The sequence below is a fragment of the Nitratireductor lacus genome, from assembly GCF_056431025.1.
Genome location: NZ_JBWKMB010000002.1, coordinates 46,336 through 63,018 on the forward strand (window position 1 = coordinate 46,336; position 16,683 = coordinate 63,018).

Genomic DNA, 16,683 nt, shown 5'->3' on the forward strand with positions numbered 1-16,683 from the left:
AGCCGGACAGCCGGATGGTACAATGGAACTGAACATCGTCGATCTCTCGCGGTTGCAATTTGCGATCACCGCGCTCTACCACTTTCTGTTCGTCCCGCTGACGCTCGGACTGTCGGTGCTGGTCGCCATCATGGAGACGGTCTATGTGATGACGGGCCGCACCATCTGGCGGCAGATGACGAAATTCTGGGGCACGCTGTTCGGCATCAATTTCGTGCTCGGCGTCGCCACAGGCATCGTCATGGAGTTCCAGTTCGGCATGAACTGGAGTTATTACAGCCACTATGTGGGCGACATCTTTGGCGCACCTCTGGCGATTGAGGGCCTCATGGCCTTCTTCCTGGAGGCGACCTTTGTCGGCCTGTTCTTCTTTGGCTGGGACAAGCTCTCCAAACTCGGACACCTTGCCTCTGCCTGGGCGGTCGCCATCGGCTCCAATTTTTCCGCCCTCTGGATTCTCATCGCCAATGGCTGGATGCAGAATCCCGTAGGCTCCGCCTTCAACCCCCAGACCATGCGCATGGAAGTCACGGATTTTTATGCCGTGCTCATGAACCCGGTGGCACAGGCGAAGTTCGTTCACACCGTGTCGGCCGGTTATGTCACGGCCTCTGTATTCGTCCTCGGCGTCTCTGCCTGGTACGTGCTCAAGGGCAGGCATCTGGAACTCGCCAGGCGCTCCATGACGGTCGCCGCCTCTTTCGGCTTGGCCTCGGCGCTCTCGGTCGTGGTGCTGGGCGATGAAAGCGGTTATCTCGCCACCGAGCACCAGAAGATGAAGCTCGCCGCCATTGAGGCCATGTGGGAAACTGAACCGGCACCGGCTTCCTTCACCGCTTTCGGGTTCCCGGATCAGGAAGCGCGAGAAACGCATTATGCGGTTCACATCCCGTGGGTCATGGGCATCATCAGCACCCGCTCGCTCGACACGCAGATTCCCGGCATCGAGGAACTGGTCGAGCGTGCGGAAGAGCGCATCAGAAAAGGCATTGTCGCCTATGATGCATTGCAGAAAATCCGCTCCGCCGGCAGCACGGATGCCATTCCCGATGATGTCAGGACAGCGTTCGAGGAAAGCGGTGCGGACCTCGGATACGCACTGCTTCTGAAGCCCTATCTCGACGATCCGCGCGAAGCCACGGACGCGCAGATCACGCAGGCGGCAAACGACACGGTTCCAAACGTGCCGACGCTGTTCTGGACCTTCCGCATCATGGTTGGACTGGGTTTCTTCTTCATCCTGCTGATGGGGGTGTTCTTCTATCTGTCGGCGCGACACAGGCTGGACCGCTATCCCTTTCTCCTGCGCATCGCGGTCTTTGCCATTCCGCTTCCGTGGATCGCCGCGGAATGCGGCTGGATCGTCGCGGAGTTCGGGCGCCAGCCATGGATTATCGAAGGCGTTCTGCCCACGGCCGTGGCTGTGTCGAACCTTGGCGCTTCCACGGTGCTGATGACGATCATCGGCTTCTCGCTGATCTACACCGTGCTCTTCATCGTCGAAATGACGCTGATGCTGCGCGCCATTCGCAAGGGGCCTGAACCAGACGAAGAGCCCGAGGCCGAGTTCGGTCCGCGTGCTTTCGTTCCGGCGGAGTAAGAACAATGATCCTGCACACTCTTATCGACTATGAAACGCTGCGTGTTATCTGGTGGGGACTGCTCGGCGTGCTGCTCATCGGTTTCGCGGTCACCGACGGCTTCGATCTCGGTACCGGAACGCTCCTGCCCTTCGTGGCAAAGACCGACACGGAGCGCCGCGTCGTGATCAACGCTGTCGGCCCCGTCTGGGAAGGCAATCAGGTCTGGCTGATCGTTGGTGGCGGCGCCATCTTTGCGGCCTGGCCTCCGCTTTATGCGGTGTCCTTCTCGGGCTTCTATCTTGCCATGTTCGCCGTGGTCTTCGCGCTCATCCTGCGTCCCGTGGCGTTCAAATACCGGTCGAAGCGCGAGAACACCGCCTGGCGCACGAGCTGGGACTGGGCGCTGTTCATTGGCGGTTTCGTGCCGGCGCTGATCTTCGGCGTTGCGGTGGGCAATGTCCTGCAGGGGGTGCCGTTCCGGCTCGAAAATGACCTGCGGATTTTCTACGAAGGCACGACATTGTTCGAGCTGCTTAACCCGTTTGCGCTCCTGTGCGGTCTTCTCTCGGTGGCGATGCTCATCATGCATGGCGCATCCTGGCTGATGGTGAAGACCGAGGGAGCGGTTGCCGCGCGCAGCCGCGCCTTTGGCAGCGTCGCCGCCATGGCCACCATCGTGATCTTTGCGCTCGGTGGACTCTGGCTTTGGGCCGGCATTGATGGGTTCCGCATCACAAGCGCCATCATCACCGACGGCCCGTCCAACCCGCTTGCCAAGACCGTGGAGCAGGCTGGCGGCGCCTGGTTCGACAATTACGCGGCGCATCCATGGACAATGATCGCGCCAGCACTCGGTTTTGCCGGCGCGGCCCTCGCGCTCGTTCTGTTCCGTGCCCGGCGTGAGGTGCCGACCCTGCTTGCCAGTGCGGTGTCGATCATCGGCATCATCTCCACCGTCGGCCTGTCGATGTTCCCCTTCATCCTGCCGTCTTCCATCGCACCCGGCGCGAGCCTGACGGTGTGGGATGCATCTTCGAGCCACCTGACCCTGTTCATCATGCTGGTTGTGACGGCGTTCTTCGTGCCGCTGATCGTCGCCTATACGAGCTGGGTCTATCGGGTTTTGTGGGGCAAGGTCGACGCAAACGAAATCGAGAAAGGCAAGGGCCACGCTTATTGAGCGTTGCTGTGAGACAAAAGGAGATCACGACATGTGGTATTTCGCATGGTTGCTCGGACTTCCCCTCGCTGCGGCTTTCGCCGTTCTCAACGCGATGTGGTACGAGCTGATGGACGACGCGGCGAAGAAAAAAGAAGCCGAAACGCAATGAACCGCCGGACGCCGGCCTCGTGCCGGCGTTCTGCTTTCAAGCTTCAATCGGCGATCTGCCCGCTTGCCGGGCGCTTCATGATCACTTCGCGGTGTGGATAGGGGATCTCGATCCCGTTTTCCTTCAGCGTGTCCCAAAGCGCGAGCAGCACTTTGCCACGCACATTGGTGAGCCCCTGCTGCGGATCGCGGATCCAGAAGCGCAGCACGAAATCGAGCGAGGATTCACCGAACCCCGTCAGCCAGCAGACCGGCCTCCGGTCCGCGTCCACACGTCCGACACTCATGGCCGCTTCGATGGCAAGGGCCGAAACCTGATGCGGGTCGGCCTCGTAGGAAACGCCAAACGGCACGTCGAGGCGCACCATCTCGTCGCTGAACGACCAGTTGATCACCTGCTGGGTGATGAAATCCTCATTGGGGATGAGATATTCGCGCCCGTCGCGGGTGATGACGGACACGAACCGCGCTCTGAGCTCGCGGATCCAGCCGAATGTATCGCCGAGCGTGATCGTGTCGCCCGGTTTGATGGACTTGTCGAGCAGGATGATGATGCCCGAGATGAAGTTGGAAACGACCTTCTGGAGGCCGAAGCCGAGCCCCACGCCGACAGCGCCGGAAAACACCGTCAGCGCGGTCAGGTCGACGCCAACGGAGGACAGTGCGATCGCGCCTGCGGCGATGACAAGCCCGATCTTCACCACCTTGCCGAGCAGCACGCGGATCGACGGCGTGAGTTCGTCGGAGCGCTGGACGCGCTCTTCGAAATAATTGCCAAGCACGACGGCAAGCCAGACCGTGCCGGTGAGCAGAACCGCGGCTTTCAGCAGCACCAGTGCGCTTAATCGTGTTGCCCCCAGCGGCAGGGCCAGCGTGTCGAGAAACGCGGCGGCTTCGTCGTCTATGCCGAGAATGACGATGGCCGCATAGGTCCATGCAATCCAGCCGATGGTTCTGGCAAGCAGCCGATTCCGGATGATGCGCGACACCACCGAGGTGAACAGCCAGGCGAGTGAGAGCGAGAGGGCGAGCGAAAGCAGCAGGGTCCGGCTCGGCCAGGTGAGCGAGCGCAACACCGTCAGCACCGCGAAAAGCATGAGCACGAAGAGGATCCAGTCCGTGCGCCGCATCAGCGCCACGACGACGCGCAGAAGACCCTGTTGGCCCTTGATGCGCCGTGCGCGCGCTTCGAGCCGGCTTTCCAGTCCGCGCGATGCCAGCTTTGCGACAAAGAGCAACACTGCAATGATTGCGAGCTGGTACAAGGTCCAGGGATTGGCAAGATTGACGAGTTTGGCCTGCACCCAACCCGAAATCTCGATCAGAAGGTCCACGAACGCCATGGTTGCAGTGTAAAGCAAATTCTGTCGGTGTGGAAACAGTGCACGGCGCAAAGGTACAGCTTAATCAGTTGGATGCGGCTATGGTGCGTGTGGCTTTGTCGGGTGGCGGGAGCTTGCAATGAACGAAACGGGGATACTGGATGATCCGCTTCTGCTGGGCATCGATACCGGCGGTACCTACACGGATGCTGTCCTGTTCTGCGAGCGTTCGGGCGTTGTCGCCAAGGCCAAGGCGCTGACGACACGGCATGATCTTGCGGAAGGCATTGCCGGTGCCGTCGATGCCGTCCTGGCGAAGGCGTCCGCACCTGCGCGCCGGATTGGCCTCGTCTCCATGTCGACGACACTTGCCACCAACGCGCTGGTGGAAGGTCAGGGCGGCCGCGTCGCGCTGGTCATGATCGGGTTTTCGGAAACCGATCTCACGCAGGCGGGACTGCGCAACGCATTGCGGTCCGACCCGGTCCTGTTTCTGCCGGGCGGGCATGATGTGCACGGCAATGAAACGCCGCTGGAGGTGGAGCGGCTTGAAGCGGAGATCGCGGCGCTGGCGCAGGACGTGACGGCTTTCGCCGTCTGTGCCTATTTTGCGGTGCGCAACCCCGCTCACGAGATCGCGGTCAGGGATTTCATCCGCGCCCGCACCGACCTTCCGGTCACCATGAGCCATGAGCTTTCGGCCCAACTCGGCGGTCCGCGCCGGGCGCTGACAACCCTGCTCAATGCGCGGCTCATCGCGTTGATAGATCGCCTCGTGCTTGCCTCAGAGCGTTTTCTTGAAAAGCGCGGCATCCGCGCTCCGCTCATGGTGGTCCGCGGCGATGGCGCGCTCGTTTCGGCGGAGTTCGCCCGCAGCAGGCCCATCGAGACCATCCTGTCCGGCCCGGCTGCCAGTCTGGTCGGCGCGCGGTACCTGACAGGGCTCGACCGCGCAATTGTTTCCGATATCGGCGGCACGACCACAGACATCGCCGTTCTGGAAAACGGTCAGCCACGCATCGATCCGCAGGGGGCGAGTGTGGGCGGTCATCGCACCATGGTCGAGGCGGTGGCAATGCGCACGTTCGGGCTCGGCGGAGATTCCGAAGTCACGATAGAGGAGGGCGGGCTGAGCGGCCGCATTGTGCTCGGGCCACGCCGGCTCGTGCCCCTGTCCCTTGCCGCACATCTTCATGGCGGCCAGATCGTCGAGGCGCTGCAAAAGCAGGAGACGAGGCCGGTGCCTTCCCGGCTCAACGGGCGTTTTGCGTGTCTGAGCGGTATGCCGGCGCGCCACGCAACCGGCCTCTCGCAGAGCGAGGCCGCGCTCTATGCGCGGCTGGGGCCGGAGCCGGTGGCGCTTGACGCGCTCATCCTGTCAAGCGCGCAGCTTGCGCCGCTCGATCGTCTCGTCGCGCGCGGGCTCGTTTCGCTGATTGGCTTCACGCCTTCCGATGCCGCACATGTGCTTGGCCGGCAGACGGGATGGGATGCTGGGGCCGCGCGTCTTGGCGCTGCGCTTTTCGCCAGACGCCGCGACGGCGCCGGCCAACAGCTCGCGACGGATGCCGAAGCGTTCTGCGAACGTGTTATGGCGCGTCTTGCCCGCCGCTCTGCCGAAGCCGTTCTCGAAACGGCATTTTGTGAGGACGGGCTCGACGGGGCGGCGCTCGCCGGGCACGAGCTTATGCGCCGGGCGCTCGATGGGGAGCAGAGCGTCACGCGGTTCCGGGTGTCGCTCGACCGCCCGGTCATCGGCCTGGGCGCATCTGCGCCCCTGCACTATGCCGGGCTCGGCGCACTGCTCGGAGGAGACTGCGTGCTGCCTGAGGATGCGGATGTCGCCAACGCCATTGGCGCCGTTGTCGGCCGGGTGGGTGTGCGCAGCGAAGCCCATATCGGCCAGCCGCGAGAGGGCGTCTACCGGGTGCAGGTCGCCGAAGAACTGCGTGATTTTGCGGATGAAGAAGAGGCATTGGCCTTTGCCGAAAGCGTGTTGATGCGCGACCTGCACGACAGGGCGCGCCAGGCCGGCGCCGATCAGGCCGAGCTCCACGTGACACGCGACATCCGCGCTGTCGATGTCGACGGCAGCCGCCGCTTTCTGGAAGCGCGGGTAGTGGCGCAGGCGTCGGGACGCCCGCGTATGACGCTCAACCACGATTGAGATTGAAACTTCTTCTCCGTCCGGCGAATTGACCCCGTGCCGCTGGCGTGGTGAAAGCAGTGCATCATTTCTGACATCGGGAAGAGGAGTGTCTGCCAAATGGAAAATCGCGTTGAGCTTCATGGGTTGAAGGTTGCGGAAGAGCTGCGCGATTTCGCCGTAAAAGAGGCGCTCCCCGGTACGGGCGTAGAACCCGACGAATTCTGGAAGGCGCTATCGGATATCGTTCACGATCTGGCTCCGAAAAACCGCGCCCTGCTCGCAAAACGCGATGCACTGCAGGAAAAGATCGACGCCTGGTACAGGGAAAATGGTGCGCCTGCGGATCAAGAGGCCTATCAGACCTTCCTGCGCGAAATCGGCTATCTGCTGCCGGAAGGCGAGGCCTTCTCGGTCTCAACACAAAATGTCGATCCGGAGATTGCCAGTGTTGCCGGGCCGCAGCTCGTCGTGCCGGTGATGAATGCACGCTACGCGCTCAACGCGGCCAATGCGCGCTGGGGCTCGCTCTACGATGCGCTTTACGGCACGGACGCCATTTCCGAGGAGGACGGCGCGGAAAAGGGCAAGGGCTACAATCCGAAGCGCGGCGAAAAGGTTATCGCCTGGGCGCGTGCCTTCCTTGATGCCAGCGCGCCGCTCGACGGTGTTTCCTGGACGGAAATTACCGGGCTTTCGGTTGTCGATGGTCAGCTCGTGGCGAAGACCGAGGGCGGTGAAGCGCGCCTGAAGGACGCGGCGAAATTCACCGGTTATCGCGGCGCGGCGGAAAACCCGACCGCCGTTCTGCTCGCCACCAATGGCATGCATGCGGAGGTCGTGATCGACCGCACGCACCCGATCGGCAAGACCGACAAGGCGGGCATTGCCGATGTGGTGCTGGAATCGGCCCTGACCACGATCCAGGATTGCGAGGATTCCGTTGCCGCTGTGGACGCGGAAGACAAGGTCGTCGTCTATCGCAACTGGCTCGGCCTGATGAAGGGCGACCTCGAAGAGCAGGTGACGAAGGGCGACAAGACCTTCACCCGCCGCCTGAACCCCGACCGCGAATACACCGCGCCCGATGGCGGCACGCTCTCGCTGCCCGGTCGTTCGCTGATGCTGGTGCGCAATGTCGGCCACCTGATGACCAATCCGGCCATTCTCGACGCCGATGGCAATGAGGTGCCGGAAGGCATCATGGACGCACTCTTCACCGCAGCCATCGCGCTGCACGATGTCGGGCCGAATGGCCGCCGCATGAACAGCCGTGCGGGCTCCATGTATGTGGTGAAGCCGAAGATGCACGGGCCCGAAGAGGTGGCCTTCGCGGTGGAACTGTTCGGCCGCGTCGAAAAAGCCCTCGGCATGGCACCCAACACCATGAAAATGGGCATCATGGACGAGGAGCGCCGCACCACGATCAATCTGAAGGAGTGCATCCGCGCCGCGCGCGAGCGGGTCGTCTTCATCAACACCGGCTTCCTCGATCGCACGGGCGACGAAATCCACACCTCCATGGAGGCAGGTCCGATGATCCGCAAGGGCGACATGAAACAGGCAGCCTGGATCTCGGCCTATGAGAACTGGAATGTCGATATTGGCCTTGAGTGCGGTCTTTCCGGCCACGCCCAGATCGGCAAGGGCATGTGGGCCATGCCCGACCTGATGGCGGCGATGCTGGAGCAGAAGATCGGACATCCGAAGGCCGGCGCGAACACGGCATGGGTGCCGTCGCCAACAGCGGCCACGCTCCACGCCACGCATTACCACACGGTTGATGTCCACGCCGTGCAGGCCGAGCTGAAGAACCGCAAGCGCGCAGCGCTTTCCGATATCCTCTCGGTGCCGGTGGCCACACGGCCCAACTGGACACCGGAGGAAATCCAGAAGGAGCTCGACAACAACGCGCAGGGCATTCTGGGTTATGTGGTGCGCTGGATCGATCAGGGCGTCGGCTGCTCCAAGGTGCCGGACATCAACGATGTCGGCCTGATGGAAGACCGCGCGACGCTGCGCATTTCCGCTCAGCACATGGCAAACTGGCTGCATCATGGCGTCGCAAGCAAAGAGCAGGTGATGGAAACGATGAAGCGCATGGCGGCGGTTGTTGACCGGCAGAATGAAGGCGATCCGCTCTATCGCCCGATGGCGCCGGATTTCGACGAATCCATTGCCTTTCAGGCGGCCTGTGACCTTGTGTTCAAGGGGCGGGAACAGCCCAATGGCTACACCGAACCGGTTCTGCATGCACGCCGCCTTGAACTCAAGGCGCAAGACAGTGCAAGTAGAGCATCATGACCCGCTGATGGCGCATCGGATTCGCCGGCGGTAACAACAACAGGTCGCCGGACTGTGCCTGAATGAAGATTCTTGCAATCGATACCGCGGCGGCGCTCTGCGCCGCCTGCATTCTTGAAACCGATACGGATGAAGAGCTCAGTCGGCACGTGCTGGACCTGGGCAAGGGACATGCCGAACACGTCATGTCGGTCATCGAAGGTGCGCTGAAGACTGCCGGTCTCGGCTATGATGCACTTGGCGCCGTGGCCGTTTCGGTTGGGCCGGGGTCGTTCACCGGCGTGCGGGTCGGCGTATCCGCCGCACGCGGTCTGGCGCTTGCGCTCAATGTGCCGGCCATCGGCGTTTCCACGCTTGAAGCACTTGGCGCGGAGGCGCGCGGGACGTTTCCCGGGCGTGCCCTCCTCGTTGCGCTCGGGCAGCGCGCGCCAAATCTCTTCGCCGCAGGCTTCGACAGTGAAGGGCGCATCCTCCTCGAACCTCAGAGCCAGTCAGCGGAGAGGCTGGTGGAATGGGCCTCTGCCGAGAATGCAGTCGTCTACGGCGTTGCCGCAGAGCTTGTGGCCGCGGCGGGCTCGCCGGCGCTCGACATCCAGCCAGCCGGCGCAACAGCGGATATTCTGACCTTCGCCCGGCTTGCCGCTGCAAAGGGGGCGGGTGGCGAGCCGCCAAAGCCGCTCTATCTGCGCGCACCGGACGCTGCCCCGCAGCAGAATTTCGCGCTCCCGCGAAAGGAAGGCTGATGGCGCTCTTTCCGAGAAAACGCGAATTTGTGGTGCGACCGCTGGAGGTCGCGGACAGCCTCGTTCTGGCCGACATGCACGCCGAAGATTTCACGCGTCCGTGGAGCGATGCGGAGTTTGAAGCACTCCTCACACAGGAGGGCGTGTTCGGTTTCGCCGTTTCCGAAGTCGGCAGAAAGCCGCCGCAGCTTGCCGGGTTCGTGCTTGCGCGACAGGCCGCGGATGAGGGCGAGATCCTCACCATTCTCGTGACGCGCAACCAGCGCCGTCATGGCCTTGGCCGTCAGTTGATGGATGCGGTGCTCTTCAGGATGCACAGCGACCGTGCCGCCGCCCTGTTCCTTGAGGTGGACGAGACCAACGCCGCTGCCATCGCGCTCTACCGAAGGCTCGGATTCCGGCAGGTCGGGGGGCGGCCGGATTACTACCGCGATGCAAACGGCAGGCGCACCAGCGCCATTGTCATGCGCCGCGACCTGCGCTGAGCGCTGTTTCCCACGGGGGAAAAATGCTGTAAGCGTCCATTCCTCGCAATGGGCCTCGAGGCTGATCCAGGGCTGATGTTCAGCACGTTTCGTTTCGTCATCGCAATCCTGACTGTCGCACTCTACACACTGCCGCTCATGGTGGTGCAGGAGATCGCGCTGCGCACATGGTTTTTAAGCGACCGCATCGTGCCGCGGCTCTGGCATCGGCTCACGCTGCGCGTGCTCGGTGTGCGGGTGCGCATGGAAGGGCGTCCGTCAAGGGAGCGTCCGCAGATGATCGTTGCCAATCATGTCTCCTGGCTCGATATTCTGGTGCTTGGCTCGCTCGATGGCGTGCACTTCATCGCCAAGTCTGAAATGCGCAGCTGGCCGATCCTCGGCACATTCGCGCGCCAGCAGCGGTCCGTCTTCGTCGAACGCGAGCGCCGCCGCACCTCGCCCGAACAGGCGCGCGAGATCGCCGAGCGGCTGGCCGATGGTGATCCGATGGTGCTTTTCGCCGAAGGCACCACCGGCGATGGCAACCGGCTTCTTCCGTTCAAGAGCACGCTGTTCAGCGCCGCGCAGCTTGCGCTCGCAAGCGACCGGGCCGAAAGTGTCACGGTACAGCCCGTGGCCATCACTTATCTGAGCAAGGGCGGGCTCCGCCTCGACCGGCGTGAGCGCGCGTCGCTCTCGTGGATCGGCGATACCGACCTCCTGCCCAACCTCATCACGGTTCTTCAGTCGCGGCCCGTCGATATCGCCGTGCGCTATGGCGATCCGATCCCGTTTCTGGCAAAAGGCGACCGCAAGACCGTCACGCGGGAAGCCGAGGCGCAGGTGCGCGCCATGCTCACGGCAGGCTTACGCGGCACCGAAATCTGACGGATTCATCACACGGCGAAGAATCGTCTGTTTTTTGACACGCAAAAACGTTAGGAAACCGGCATGGAACAGAATATCGCGCCGGAAACCGGCAGCTCCGAAAACACAGGCGAGGCATCCGTGATGCCCTCCGCCACCAAGAAGGTTTTTGTGAAAACCTATGGCTGCCAGATGAATGTCTACGATTCGCAGCGCATGTCCGATGCGCTGGCGGCGGATGGTTACGCACCGACGGACCGGATCGAAGAGGCAGACCTCGTCCTTCTCAACACCTGCCACATCCGCGAGAAAGCGGCCGAGAAGGTGTATTCCGAGCTTGGCCGCATTCGCCAGCTCAAGGAAGAGCGCAGCCAGGCCGGCCGTGAAACGGTGATCGGCGTTGCCGGTTGCGTTGCGCAGGCCGAGGGGCAGGAAATCCTGCGCCGTGCGCCTGCGGTCGATCTGGTAATCGGGCCGCAGACCTATCACCGCCTGCCCAAAGTGGTGAAGCGCGCGCTTGGCGGCGAAAAGATCGTAGAGACCGAATACGCCATCGAAGACAAGTTCGAGCATCTGCCGCAGCCGCAGAAACGTGTGGTGCGCAATCGCGGCGTGACGGCCTTCCTGACCGTGCAGGAAGGCTGTGACAAGTTCTGCACCTTCTGCGTCGTGCCCTATACGCGCGGTTCGGAAGTGTCGCGCCCGGTGGCGCAGATCGTTGCCGAGGCAGAGCGTCTTGCCGAAGGCGGCGTGCGCGAGGTGACGCTGCTTGGCCAGAACGTCAACGCCTGGCATGGCGAGGGCGCCGATGGCCGCGAATGGGGGCTCGGCGAGCTCCTGTTCCGGCTTGCGGAAATCCCCGGTCTCGACCGGCTTCGCTACACGACAAGCCATCCGCGTGACATGGATGATGCGCTGATCGCGGCCCATCGCGATCTGCCCAAGCTGATGCCTTATCTCCACCTTCCGGTGCAGTCGGGTTCCGACCGCATCCTGAAAGCAATGAACCGCAAGCACACGGGCGATGACTATCGCCGGCTGATCGACCGCATACGCGAAGCGCGGCCCGATATCGCCATGTCGGGCGATTTCATCGTCGGTTTCCCCGGCGAGACGGATCAGGATTTCGAGGACACGATGCAGCTCGTGCGCGACGTGACCTATGCGCAGGCCTTCTCGTTCAAATATTCGCCGCGCCCGGGCACGCCGGGTGCGGAGCTGGGCGACCAGGTGCCGGAGGCAGTGAAGGATGAGCGGCTTCAGGCGCTCCAGGCCCTTCTCACGGAACAGCAGCGCGGTTTCGTCCAGGGTCTTGTCGGTAGCGAGATGGACGTGCTGCTTGAAAAGCCCGGTCGCCAGCCGGGCCAGCGTGTCGGCAGATCGCCCTGGCTCCAGCCTGTGATTGTTGATGAAAAAGCCGGCGAAATCGGTGACATTATTCATGTTCGAATCACGCAGGCAGGTCCCAACAGCCTGTTTGCAGAGCCGGTGTCGTAAAGGAGAGGCGTTTGTCCGCCAGCACTGAGTTGAAGAACATGCCCTCCGGGGCCTCGGACATGGCACACATCGTGCTGACCTTCGAAGACAACAAGCTGGCCAGCGCCCTCTACGGGCCCTTTGACGAGAATCTGGCCCAGATCGAGCAGCGGCTCGGTGTCGACATTCGCTCGAAGGGCAATCAGCTCACCGTCAAGGGAGAGAGCGTGGCCGCCGCACAGGCGCGCAGGGCGCTCGATTACCTTTACGACCTTCTGCAGAAGGGCGCGGAGCTCGCGCCATCGGATGTAGACGGTGCGGTGCGGCTGGCCATCGCCGCCGATGAACAGCTCACTTTCCCGACCATGGAAAGCAAGGGAAAGCTCGCCGCTGCGCAGATTTCCACGCGCAAGCGTACGGTGCATGCGCGCTCGGCCAATCAGGACGCCTATATGCGGGCGCTTGAGCGCTCGGAGCTGGTGTTTGGCATCGGTCCCGCCGGCACGGGCAAGACCTTCCTCGCAGTGGCCTACGCAGCCATGCTTCTGGAGCGCGGTGCAGTGGACCGCATCATTTTGTCGCGGCCGGCGGTCGAGGCCGGCGAGCGGCTGGGCTTTCTGCCGGGTGACATGCGCGAGAAAGTCGATCCCTATCTGCGCCCGCTCTATGACGCGCTCTACGACATGATCCCGGCGGAGAAGGTGGAGCGCGCGCTGGCAGCTGACGTGATCGAGATTGCGCCGCTCGCTTTCATGCGCGGCCGCACGCTTGCCAATTCGGTGGTGATCCTCGATGAGGCGCAGAACACCACGCCGATGCAGATGAAGATGTTTTTGACGCGGCTTGGCGAGAATGCGCGCATGATCGTGACCGGTGACCCGAGCCAGATCGATCTCCCTCCCAACACGAAATCGGGCCTGGTCGAAGCGCTTGAGGTTCTGGGCGATGTGTCCGGCATTGTCACCGTCCGGTTCGACGAGAAGGACGTGGTGCGCCATCCGCTGGTGGCCGCGATTGTCCGGGCCTATGACAAAAAGGCGCGGGGCTGACCCGCGCAGGCTGATGGACGATATTCCTCCTGCCGGTGAAATGCCGGAAATCGTGATCGAAGTCGCCGTCGAGGCGGGCGACTGGGTGTCTGAAGCCGCGCTTCAGGCTCTGGCGGGCCGCGCCATCGGCGCTGCCGCATCCATGATTGGGCTTGAGCCGGATGAAGGTGGTACGGTCAGCCTGCTTTTTACGGGCGATGCGGAAATCCAGGTGCTGAATCGCGAATGGCGCGGCAAGGACAAGCCTACCAATGTGCTTTCCTTCCCGGCACCGGACATGCTCGCTCCGGGAGGTGAGATGCAGCCTCTCGGTGATATTATCGTTGCCTATGAGACAGTTGCGCGGGAAGCGGCAGAAGAGGGCAAGCAATTCGATCATCATCTGACGCATCTGATCGTTCACGGATTTTTGCATATCATGGGATATGACCATGAAACCGAGGAAGAGGCGGAGGAGATGGAAGAATTGGAGCGCAAAACGCTGCAAACACTTGCCATTCGCGATCCGTATGCCTAACTGAAGGGCTCAATCGAACAAACGGCCATGACAGAGAACACGATGATCGCGGCGGGAGATGTGCCCGCAAGCGAGACGAACTCCCCCGAGGAGGGGGAAGAGGGGTCTAGTAGACCTCCCCAACGAAGCTCCGGCAGCCGCCTGTCCCTCTGGGAGAGAATGATGGCAGCGCTTGGCATTCGAAACGGTTCCTCGCTGCGCGACGATCTCGCGGACGCGCTGGACGAACACACGCGCGACACGGCGGCCTTCTCCCCCGGCGAGCGGGCCATGCTGAAAAACATTCTCCGGCTGCGCGAGTTGCGCGTCGAGGACGTGATGGTCCCGCGCGCCGATATCGAGGCGGTGGATCTGAACACCACGCTGGGCGATCTTCTGAATGCCTTTGAAAGGTGCGGTCACTCGCGTATGCCCGTCTACGGGGAAACGCTGGATGATCCGCGCGGCATGGTGCACATCCGCGACATTGTGAGCCATATCACCAAGACGGCAAAGGCGAAGAAGGGCCGGGCACGCAAAGTGCCCGAAGTCCCCGCTTTCGATCTGGGCAAGGTCGAACTCGACCGCACAATCGGCGATCTCAATCTTCCACGCTCAATCCTCTTCGTGCCCCCGTCCATGCTGGCATCGGACCTGATGGCGCGGATGCAGGCGTCCCGCACGCAGATGGCCCTCGTCATCGACGAGTATGGCGGCACGGACGGGCTGGTGTCGCTGGAAGACATCGTCGAGATGGTTGTCGGCGACATCGAGGACGAGCACGACGACGACGCGCCGCTCATAGAGCAGATCGGCGAGGATGCCTTCGTGGTGGACGCCAAGGCGGAAATCGAGGACGTGGCCGAGGTGATCGGTGAGGATTTTCACGCCGAGGAGCATTCCGAGGATGTCGATACGATCGGCGGCGTGATCTTTAACGTCCTGGGGCGTGTTCCTGCACGGGGCGAAGTGGTGCAGGCCATACCGGGCTTCGAGTTTCAGGTGCTGGATGCCGATCCGCGCCGTGTGAAGCGCGTGCGCATCGTACACAACCGGGCATCTGAACGCCGCAGAAGGTCGGCGCGCATCGGCGACAATTTGTAGCGCCCCCCACCCCAAATCCGCGAGATGGTTTCAAAGCTCGGCAAACTGCTGATACTGCTTGACGTGTGATTCGGGCTTTGCGGATGGGTGGATGGAGAGCCTCGCCGGACGGGTTATATTGCTGAGTGGATGGCGGCGGTCGCTCGTTGCCTTCGTTGCGGGTGGCCTGGCTGCGCTGGCGCAGCCCCCATTCGACTTTTTTGCAACCTGTTTTGTGGCATTTCCCATCCTCGTCTGGCTTCTCGACGGAGCGGTGGGGGACGGGCGCGGTCTCCGGGCACTCGCTATTCCAGCCTTCAAAACAGGCTGGTGGTTTGGTTTTGGTTATTTTCTGCTTGGATTGTGGTGGATCGGCAATGCACTGCTGGTCGATGCTGAAAATTTTGCTTGGGCTGTGCCGCTGGCGGTTGTCGGGCTGCCTGCATTCCTGGCTGTATTCTACGGTATTGCGACGCTTCTCGCACGGCTTCTTTGGTCCGGCGGTGTTCTGAGGATCGTTTCTCTTGCGTTTGCTTTCGGCATTGCTGAATTGATTAGAAGTGTAATCTTTACGGGATTTCCCTGGAATGCAATTGGCTATGCGGCCATGCCCACTTTACTTAGCATGCAGTCGGCTAAGATATTTGGCCTGACGGGCATGAATTTCCTGGCGGTTCTGGTGTTTTCAATGCCGGCATTGTTGGGTACACGCCGCCATCTTCTGACTGGCAGTATTATTGCGATCGGTTTGGTCACAACACAGTTTGCTTATGGTTACCTAAGTCTTTCGAGTGAAAGCCCGCTGGAGCGCTTTTTGCCGGTCCGCATCGTCCAGCCGTCGATCAAGCAGACTGAAAAATGGGACGCTTCCGAGCAGACGCGCATCTTTAACATTCTGCTGGATCTTACCCGTCGACCGGCCGTTGACGGTGCGGACAGGCCGGAACTGATCGTCTGGCCCGAGACCGCTGTCCCCTTTTTGTTCACGGATCGTCCGGAGGCGCTTGTGGAGCTTGGCGAGGCGCTGGGTGAGGGCCAGACGCTGCTGGCAGGTGCCGTTCGCGCTGAAGCCGGCGACGGTCTCGGGGCGACGCGCTACTACAATTCAGTCGTTGCAATTGCGCAGGACGGCACGATTGTCGATGCCGTGGACAAGGTTCACCTGGTTCCCTTCGGTGAATACGTACCATTCGCTAACCTGTTGAATAATTTTGGGATAGAAGAGATCGTGCAGTCTGCCGGTCCATTCACGGCAGGCAGTGGACGGCGCGCCATCGAAGTGGCGCCTGACCTGCGCGCCCTGCCGTTCGTGTGCTATGAAATCATCTTCCCCCGACTGGTCTTCGGGGCCGCGGACCGCTCGGATTTCCTTCTCAACGTCACGAATGATGCATGGTTCGGTGTGTCCCCGGGGCCGTATCAGCACTTTCGTCAGGCCCGATTGCGTGCCGTGGAGAATGGCCTCCCGCTGCTGCGTGCGGCAAACTCGGGCATATCCGCCGTCATCGATTCTTCCGGGCGCATTCTGGACGCTTTCGACCTCAATGCGGTGGGCAATCTGGATGTTCGATTGCCTGTTCACAATGCACGGAAATTTTATTTTGGGAATCCCGGAACCAATGGAACGTTTATTGCGTTTGGTTTTGGGGCCGTGCTTTTTGGCTCAAGTATTATTCGGCGCCTGAGGGCGAATTGACATCGGCCCTTTCGGCTACGCATAGTGTGTAAGCCGACTACATCGAAATTCGATTTGACAGGCTTGGGGCTCTGGGAGGTCGAAGACGTAGTGCGGTCAATGGCAACCCCGTGCCGGATGG

The 16,683-nt window shown here is 61.9% G+C and carries 14 protein-coding genes; 13 read left to right on the top strand and 1 reads right to left on the bottom strand.

Going from position 1 to position 16,683, the window contains the following annotated elements; translation table 11 throughout:
- The first annotated feature begins 22 nt into the window (after positions 1 to 22).
- The 3 genes from AC07E3_RS02005 to cydX are packed head-to-tail and all read left to right on the top strand — an operon-like array spanning position 23 to position 2,914.
- Entirely contained in the window at positions 23 to 1,600 is a 1,578-nt protein-coding gene (locus tag AC07E3_RS02005) for a cytochrome ubiquinol oxidase subunit I (protein ID WP_478360155.1), read from the top strand.
- 5 nt (positions 1,601 to 1,605) lie between these two features.
- Complete coding sequence (gene cydB / locus AC07E3_RS02010) at positions 1,606 to 2,763, top strand: cytochrome d ubiquinol oxidase subunit II (RefSeq protein WP_478360156.1); 1,158 nt, start codon at positions 1,606 to 1,608, stop codon at positions 2,761 to 2,763.
- 31 nt (positions 2,764 to 2,794) lie between these two features.
- Entirely contained in the window at positions 2,795 to 2,914 is a 120-nt protein-coding gene (gene cydX, locus AC07E3_RS02015; protein ID WP_007010164.1) for a cytochrome bd-I oxidase subunit CydX, read from the top strand.
- A gap of 43 nt (positions 2,915 to 2,957) precedes the next feature.
- Here cydX and AC07E3_RS02020 read toward each other — a convergent pair whose 3' ends face one another.
- Entirely contained in the window at positions 2,958 to 4,256 is a 1,299-nt protein-coding gene (locus tag AC07E3_RS02020; protein WP_478360157.1) for a mechanosensitive ion channel family protein, read from the bottom strand.
- A 118-nt stretch (positions 4,257 to 4,374) separates the two neighbouring features.
- On the opposite strand from AC07E3_RS02020, the gene AC07E3_RS02025 reads away from it, so the two are divergent.
- From AC07E3_RS02025 to lnt, 10 genes are all read left to right on the top strand, one after another.
- A complete protein-coding gene (locus AC07E3_RS02025) occupies positions 4,375 to 6,402 on the top strand; it encodes a hydantoinase/oxoprolinase N-terminal domain-containing protein (RefSeq protein ID WP_478360158.1) in 2,028 nt (675 codons plus the stop codon).
- Between the two features lie 99 nt (positions 6,403 to 6,501).
- Entirely contained in the window at positions 6,502 to 8,685 is a 2,184-nt protein-coding gene (locus AC07E3_RS02030; protein ID WP_478360159.1) for a malate synthase G, read from the top strand.
- 62 nt (positions 8,686 to 8,747) lie between these two features.
- Positions 8,748 to 9,428 (top strand): tRNA (adenosine(37)-N6)-threonylcarbamoyltransferase complex dimerization subunit type 1 TsaB, encoded by a 681-nt coding sequence (gene tsaB, locus AC07E3_RS02035; protein ID WP_478360160.1) that lies wholly within the window; start codon positions 8,748 to 8,750, stop codon positions 9,426 to 9,428.
- Positions 9,428 to 9,913 (top strand): ribosomal protein S18-alanine N-acetyltransferase, encoded by a 486-nt coding sequence (gene rimI, locus AC07E3_RS02040; protein WP_478360161.1) that lies wholly within the window; start codon positions 9,428 to 9,430, stop codon positions 9,911 to 9,913. Before tsaB ends, rimI begins: the two co-directional genes overlap by 1 nt.
- 75 nt (positions 9,914 to 9,988) lie before the next feature.
- Entirely contained in the window at positions 9,989 to 10,783 is a 795-nt protein-coding gene (olsA, locus tag AC07E3_RS02045) for a lyso-ornithine lipid O-acyltransferase (RefSeq protein ID WP_336071690.1), read from the top strand.
- Positions 10,784 to 10,906: 123 nt separating this feature from the next.
- Positions 10,907 to 12,259 (top strand): tRNA (N6-isopentenyl adenosine(37)-C2)-methylthiotransferase MiaB, encoded by a 1,353-nt coding sequence (gene miaB, locus AC07E3_RS02050; RefSeq protein WP_336071839.1) that lies wholly within the window; start codon positions 10,907 to 10,909, stop codon positions 12,257 to 12,259.
- Positions 12,260 to 12,318: 59 nt separating this feature from the next.
- Positions 12,319 to 13,287, top strand: a complete 969-nt coding sequence (locus AC07E3_RS02055) for a PhoH family protein (protein WP_478360266.1) — start codon at positions 12,319 to 12,321, stop codon at positions 13,285 to 13,287.
- Positions 13,288 to 13,300: 13 nt separating this feature from the next.
- Complete coding sequence (gene ybeY, locus AC07E3_RS02060) at positions 13,301 to 13,804, top strand: rRNA maturation RNase YbeY (RefSeq protein WP_478360162.1); 504 nt, start codon at positions 13,301 to 13,303, stop codon at positions 13,802 to 13,804.
- 27 nt (positions 13,805 to 13,831) lie between these two features.
- Positions 13,832 to 14,887 (top strand): hemolysin family protein, encoded by a 1,056-nt coding sequence (locus AC07E3_RS02065; RefSeq protein WP_418793226.1) that lies wholly within the window; start codon positions 13,832 to 13,834, stop codon positions 14,885 to 14,887.
- Positions 14,888 to 14,978: 91 nt separating this feature from the next.
- Positions 14,979 to 16,562, top strand: a complete 1,584-nt coding sequence (gene lnt / locus AC07E3_RS02070) for an apolipoprotein N-acyltransferase (protein ID WP_478360163.1) — start codon at positions 14,979 to 14,981, stop codon at positions 16,560 to 16,562.
- Positions 16,563 to 16,683: the final 121 nt, after the last annotated feature.

Bases quoted from the DNA above. Each gene is read 5' to 3' on its own strand.
- AC07E3_RS02025 (WP_478360158.1), top strand. From the start codon at position 4,375: ATGAACGAAACGGGGATACTGGATGATCCGCTTCTGCTGGGCATCGAT.
- AC07E3_RS02020 (WP_478360157.1), bottom strand. From the start codon at position 4,256: ATGGCGTTCGTGGACCTTCTGATCGAGATTTCGGGTTGGGTGCAGGCC.
- ybeY (WP_478360162.1), top strand. From the start codon at position 13,301: ATGGACGATATTCCTCCTGCCGGTGAAATGCCGGAAATCGTGATCGAA.
- miaB (WP_336071839.1), top strand. From the start codon at position 10,907: ATGCCCTCCGCCACCAAGAAGGTTTTTGTGAAAACCTATGGCTGCCAG.
- cydX (WP_007010164.1), top strand. From the start codon at position 2,795: ATGTGGTATTTCGCATGGTTGCTCGGACTTCCCCTCGCTGCGGCTTTC.
- AC07E3_RS02030 (WP_478360159.1), top strand. From the start codon at position 6,502: ATGGAAAATCGCGTTGAGCTTCATGGGTTGAAGGTTGCGGAAGAGCTG.
- rimI (WP_478360161.1), top strand. From the start codon at position 9,428: ATGGCGCTCTTTCCGAGAAAACGCGAATTTGTGGTGCGACCGCTGGAG.
- AC07E3_RS02065 (WP_418793226.1), top strand. From the start codon at position 13,832: ATGACAGAGAACACGATGATCGCGGCGGGAGATGTGCCCGCAAGCGAG.
- AC07E3_RS02005 (WP_478360155.1), top strand. From the start codon at position 23: ATGGAACTGAACATCGTCGATCTCTCGCGGTTGCAATTTGCGATCACC.
- tsaB (WP_478360160.1), top strand. From the start codon at position 8,748: ATGAAGATTCTTGCAATCGATACCGCGGCGGCGCTCTGCGCCGCCTGC.
- lnt (WP_478360163.1), top strand. From the start codon at position 14,979: ATGGAGAGCCTCGCCGGACGGGTTATATTGCTGAGTGGATGGCGGCGG.
- olsA (WP_336071690.1), top strand. From the start codon at position 9,989: ATGTTCAGCACGTTTCGTTTCGTCATCGCAATCCTGACTGTCGCACTC.
- AC07E3_RS02055 (WP_478360266.1), top strand. From the start codon at position 12,319: ATGGCACACATCGTGCTGACCTTCGAAGACAACAAGCTGGCCAGCGCC.
- cydB (WP_478360156.1), top strand. From the start codon at position 1,606: ATGATCCTGCACACTCTTATCGACTATGAAACGCTGCGTGTTATCTGG.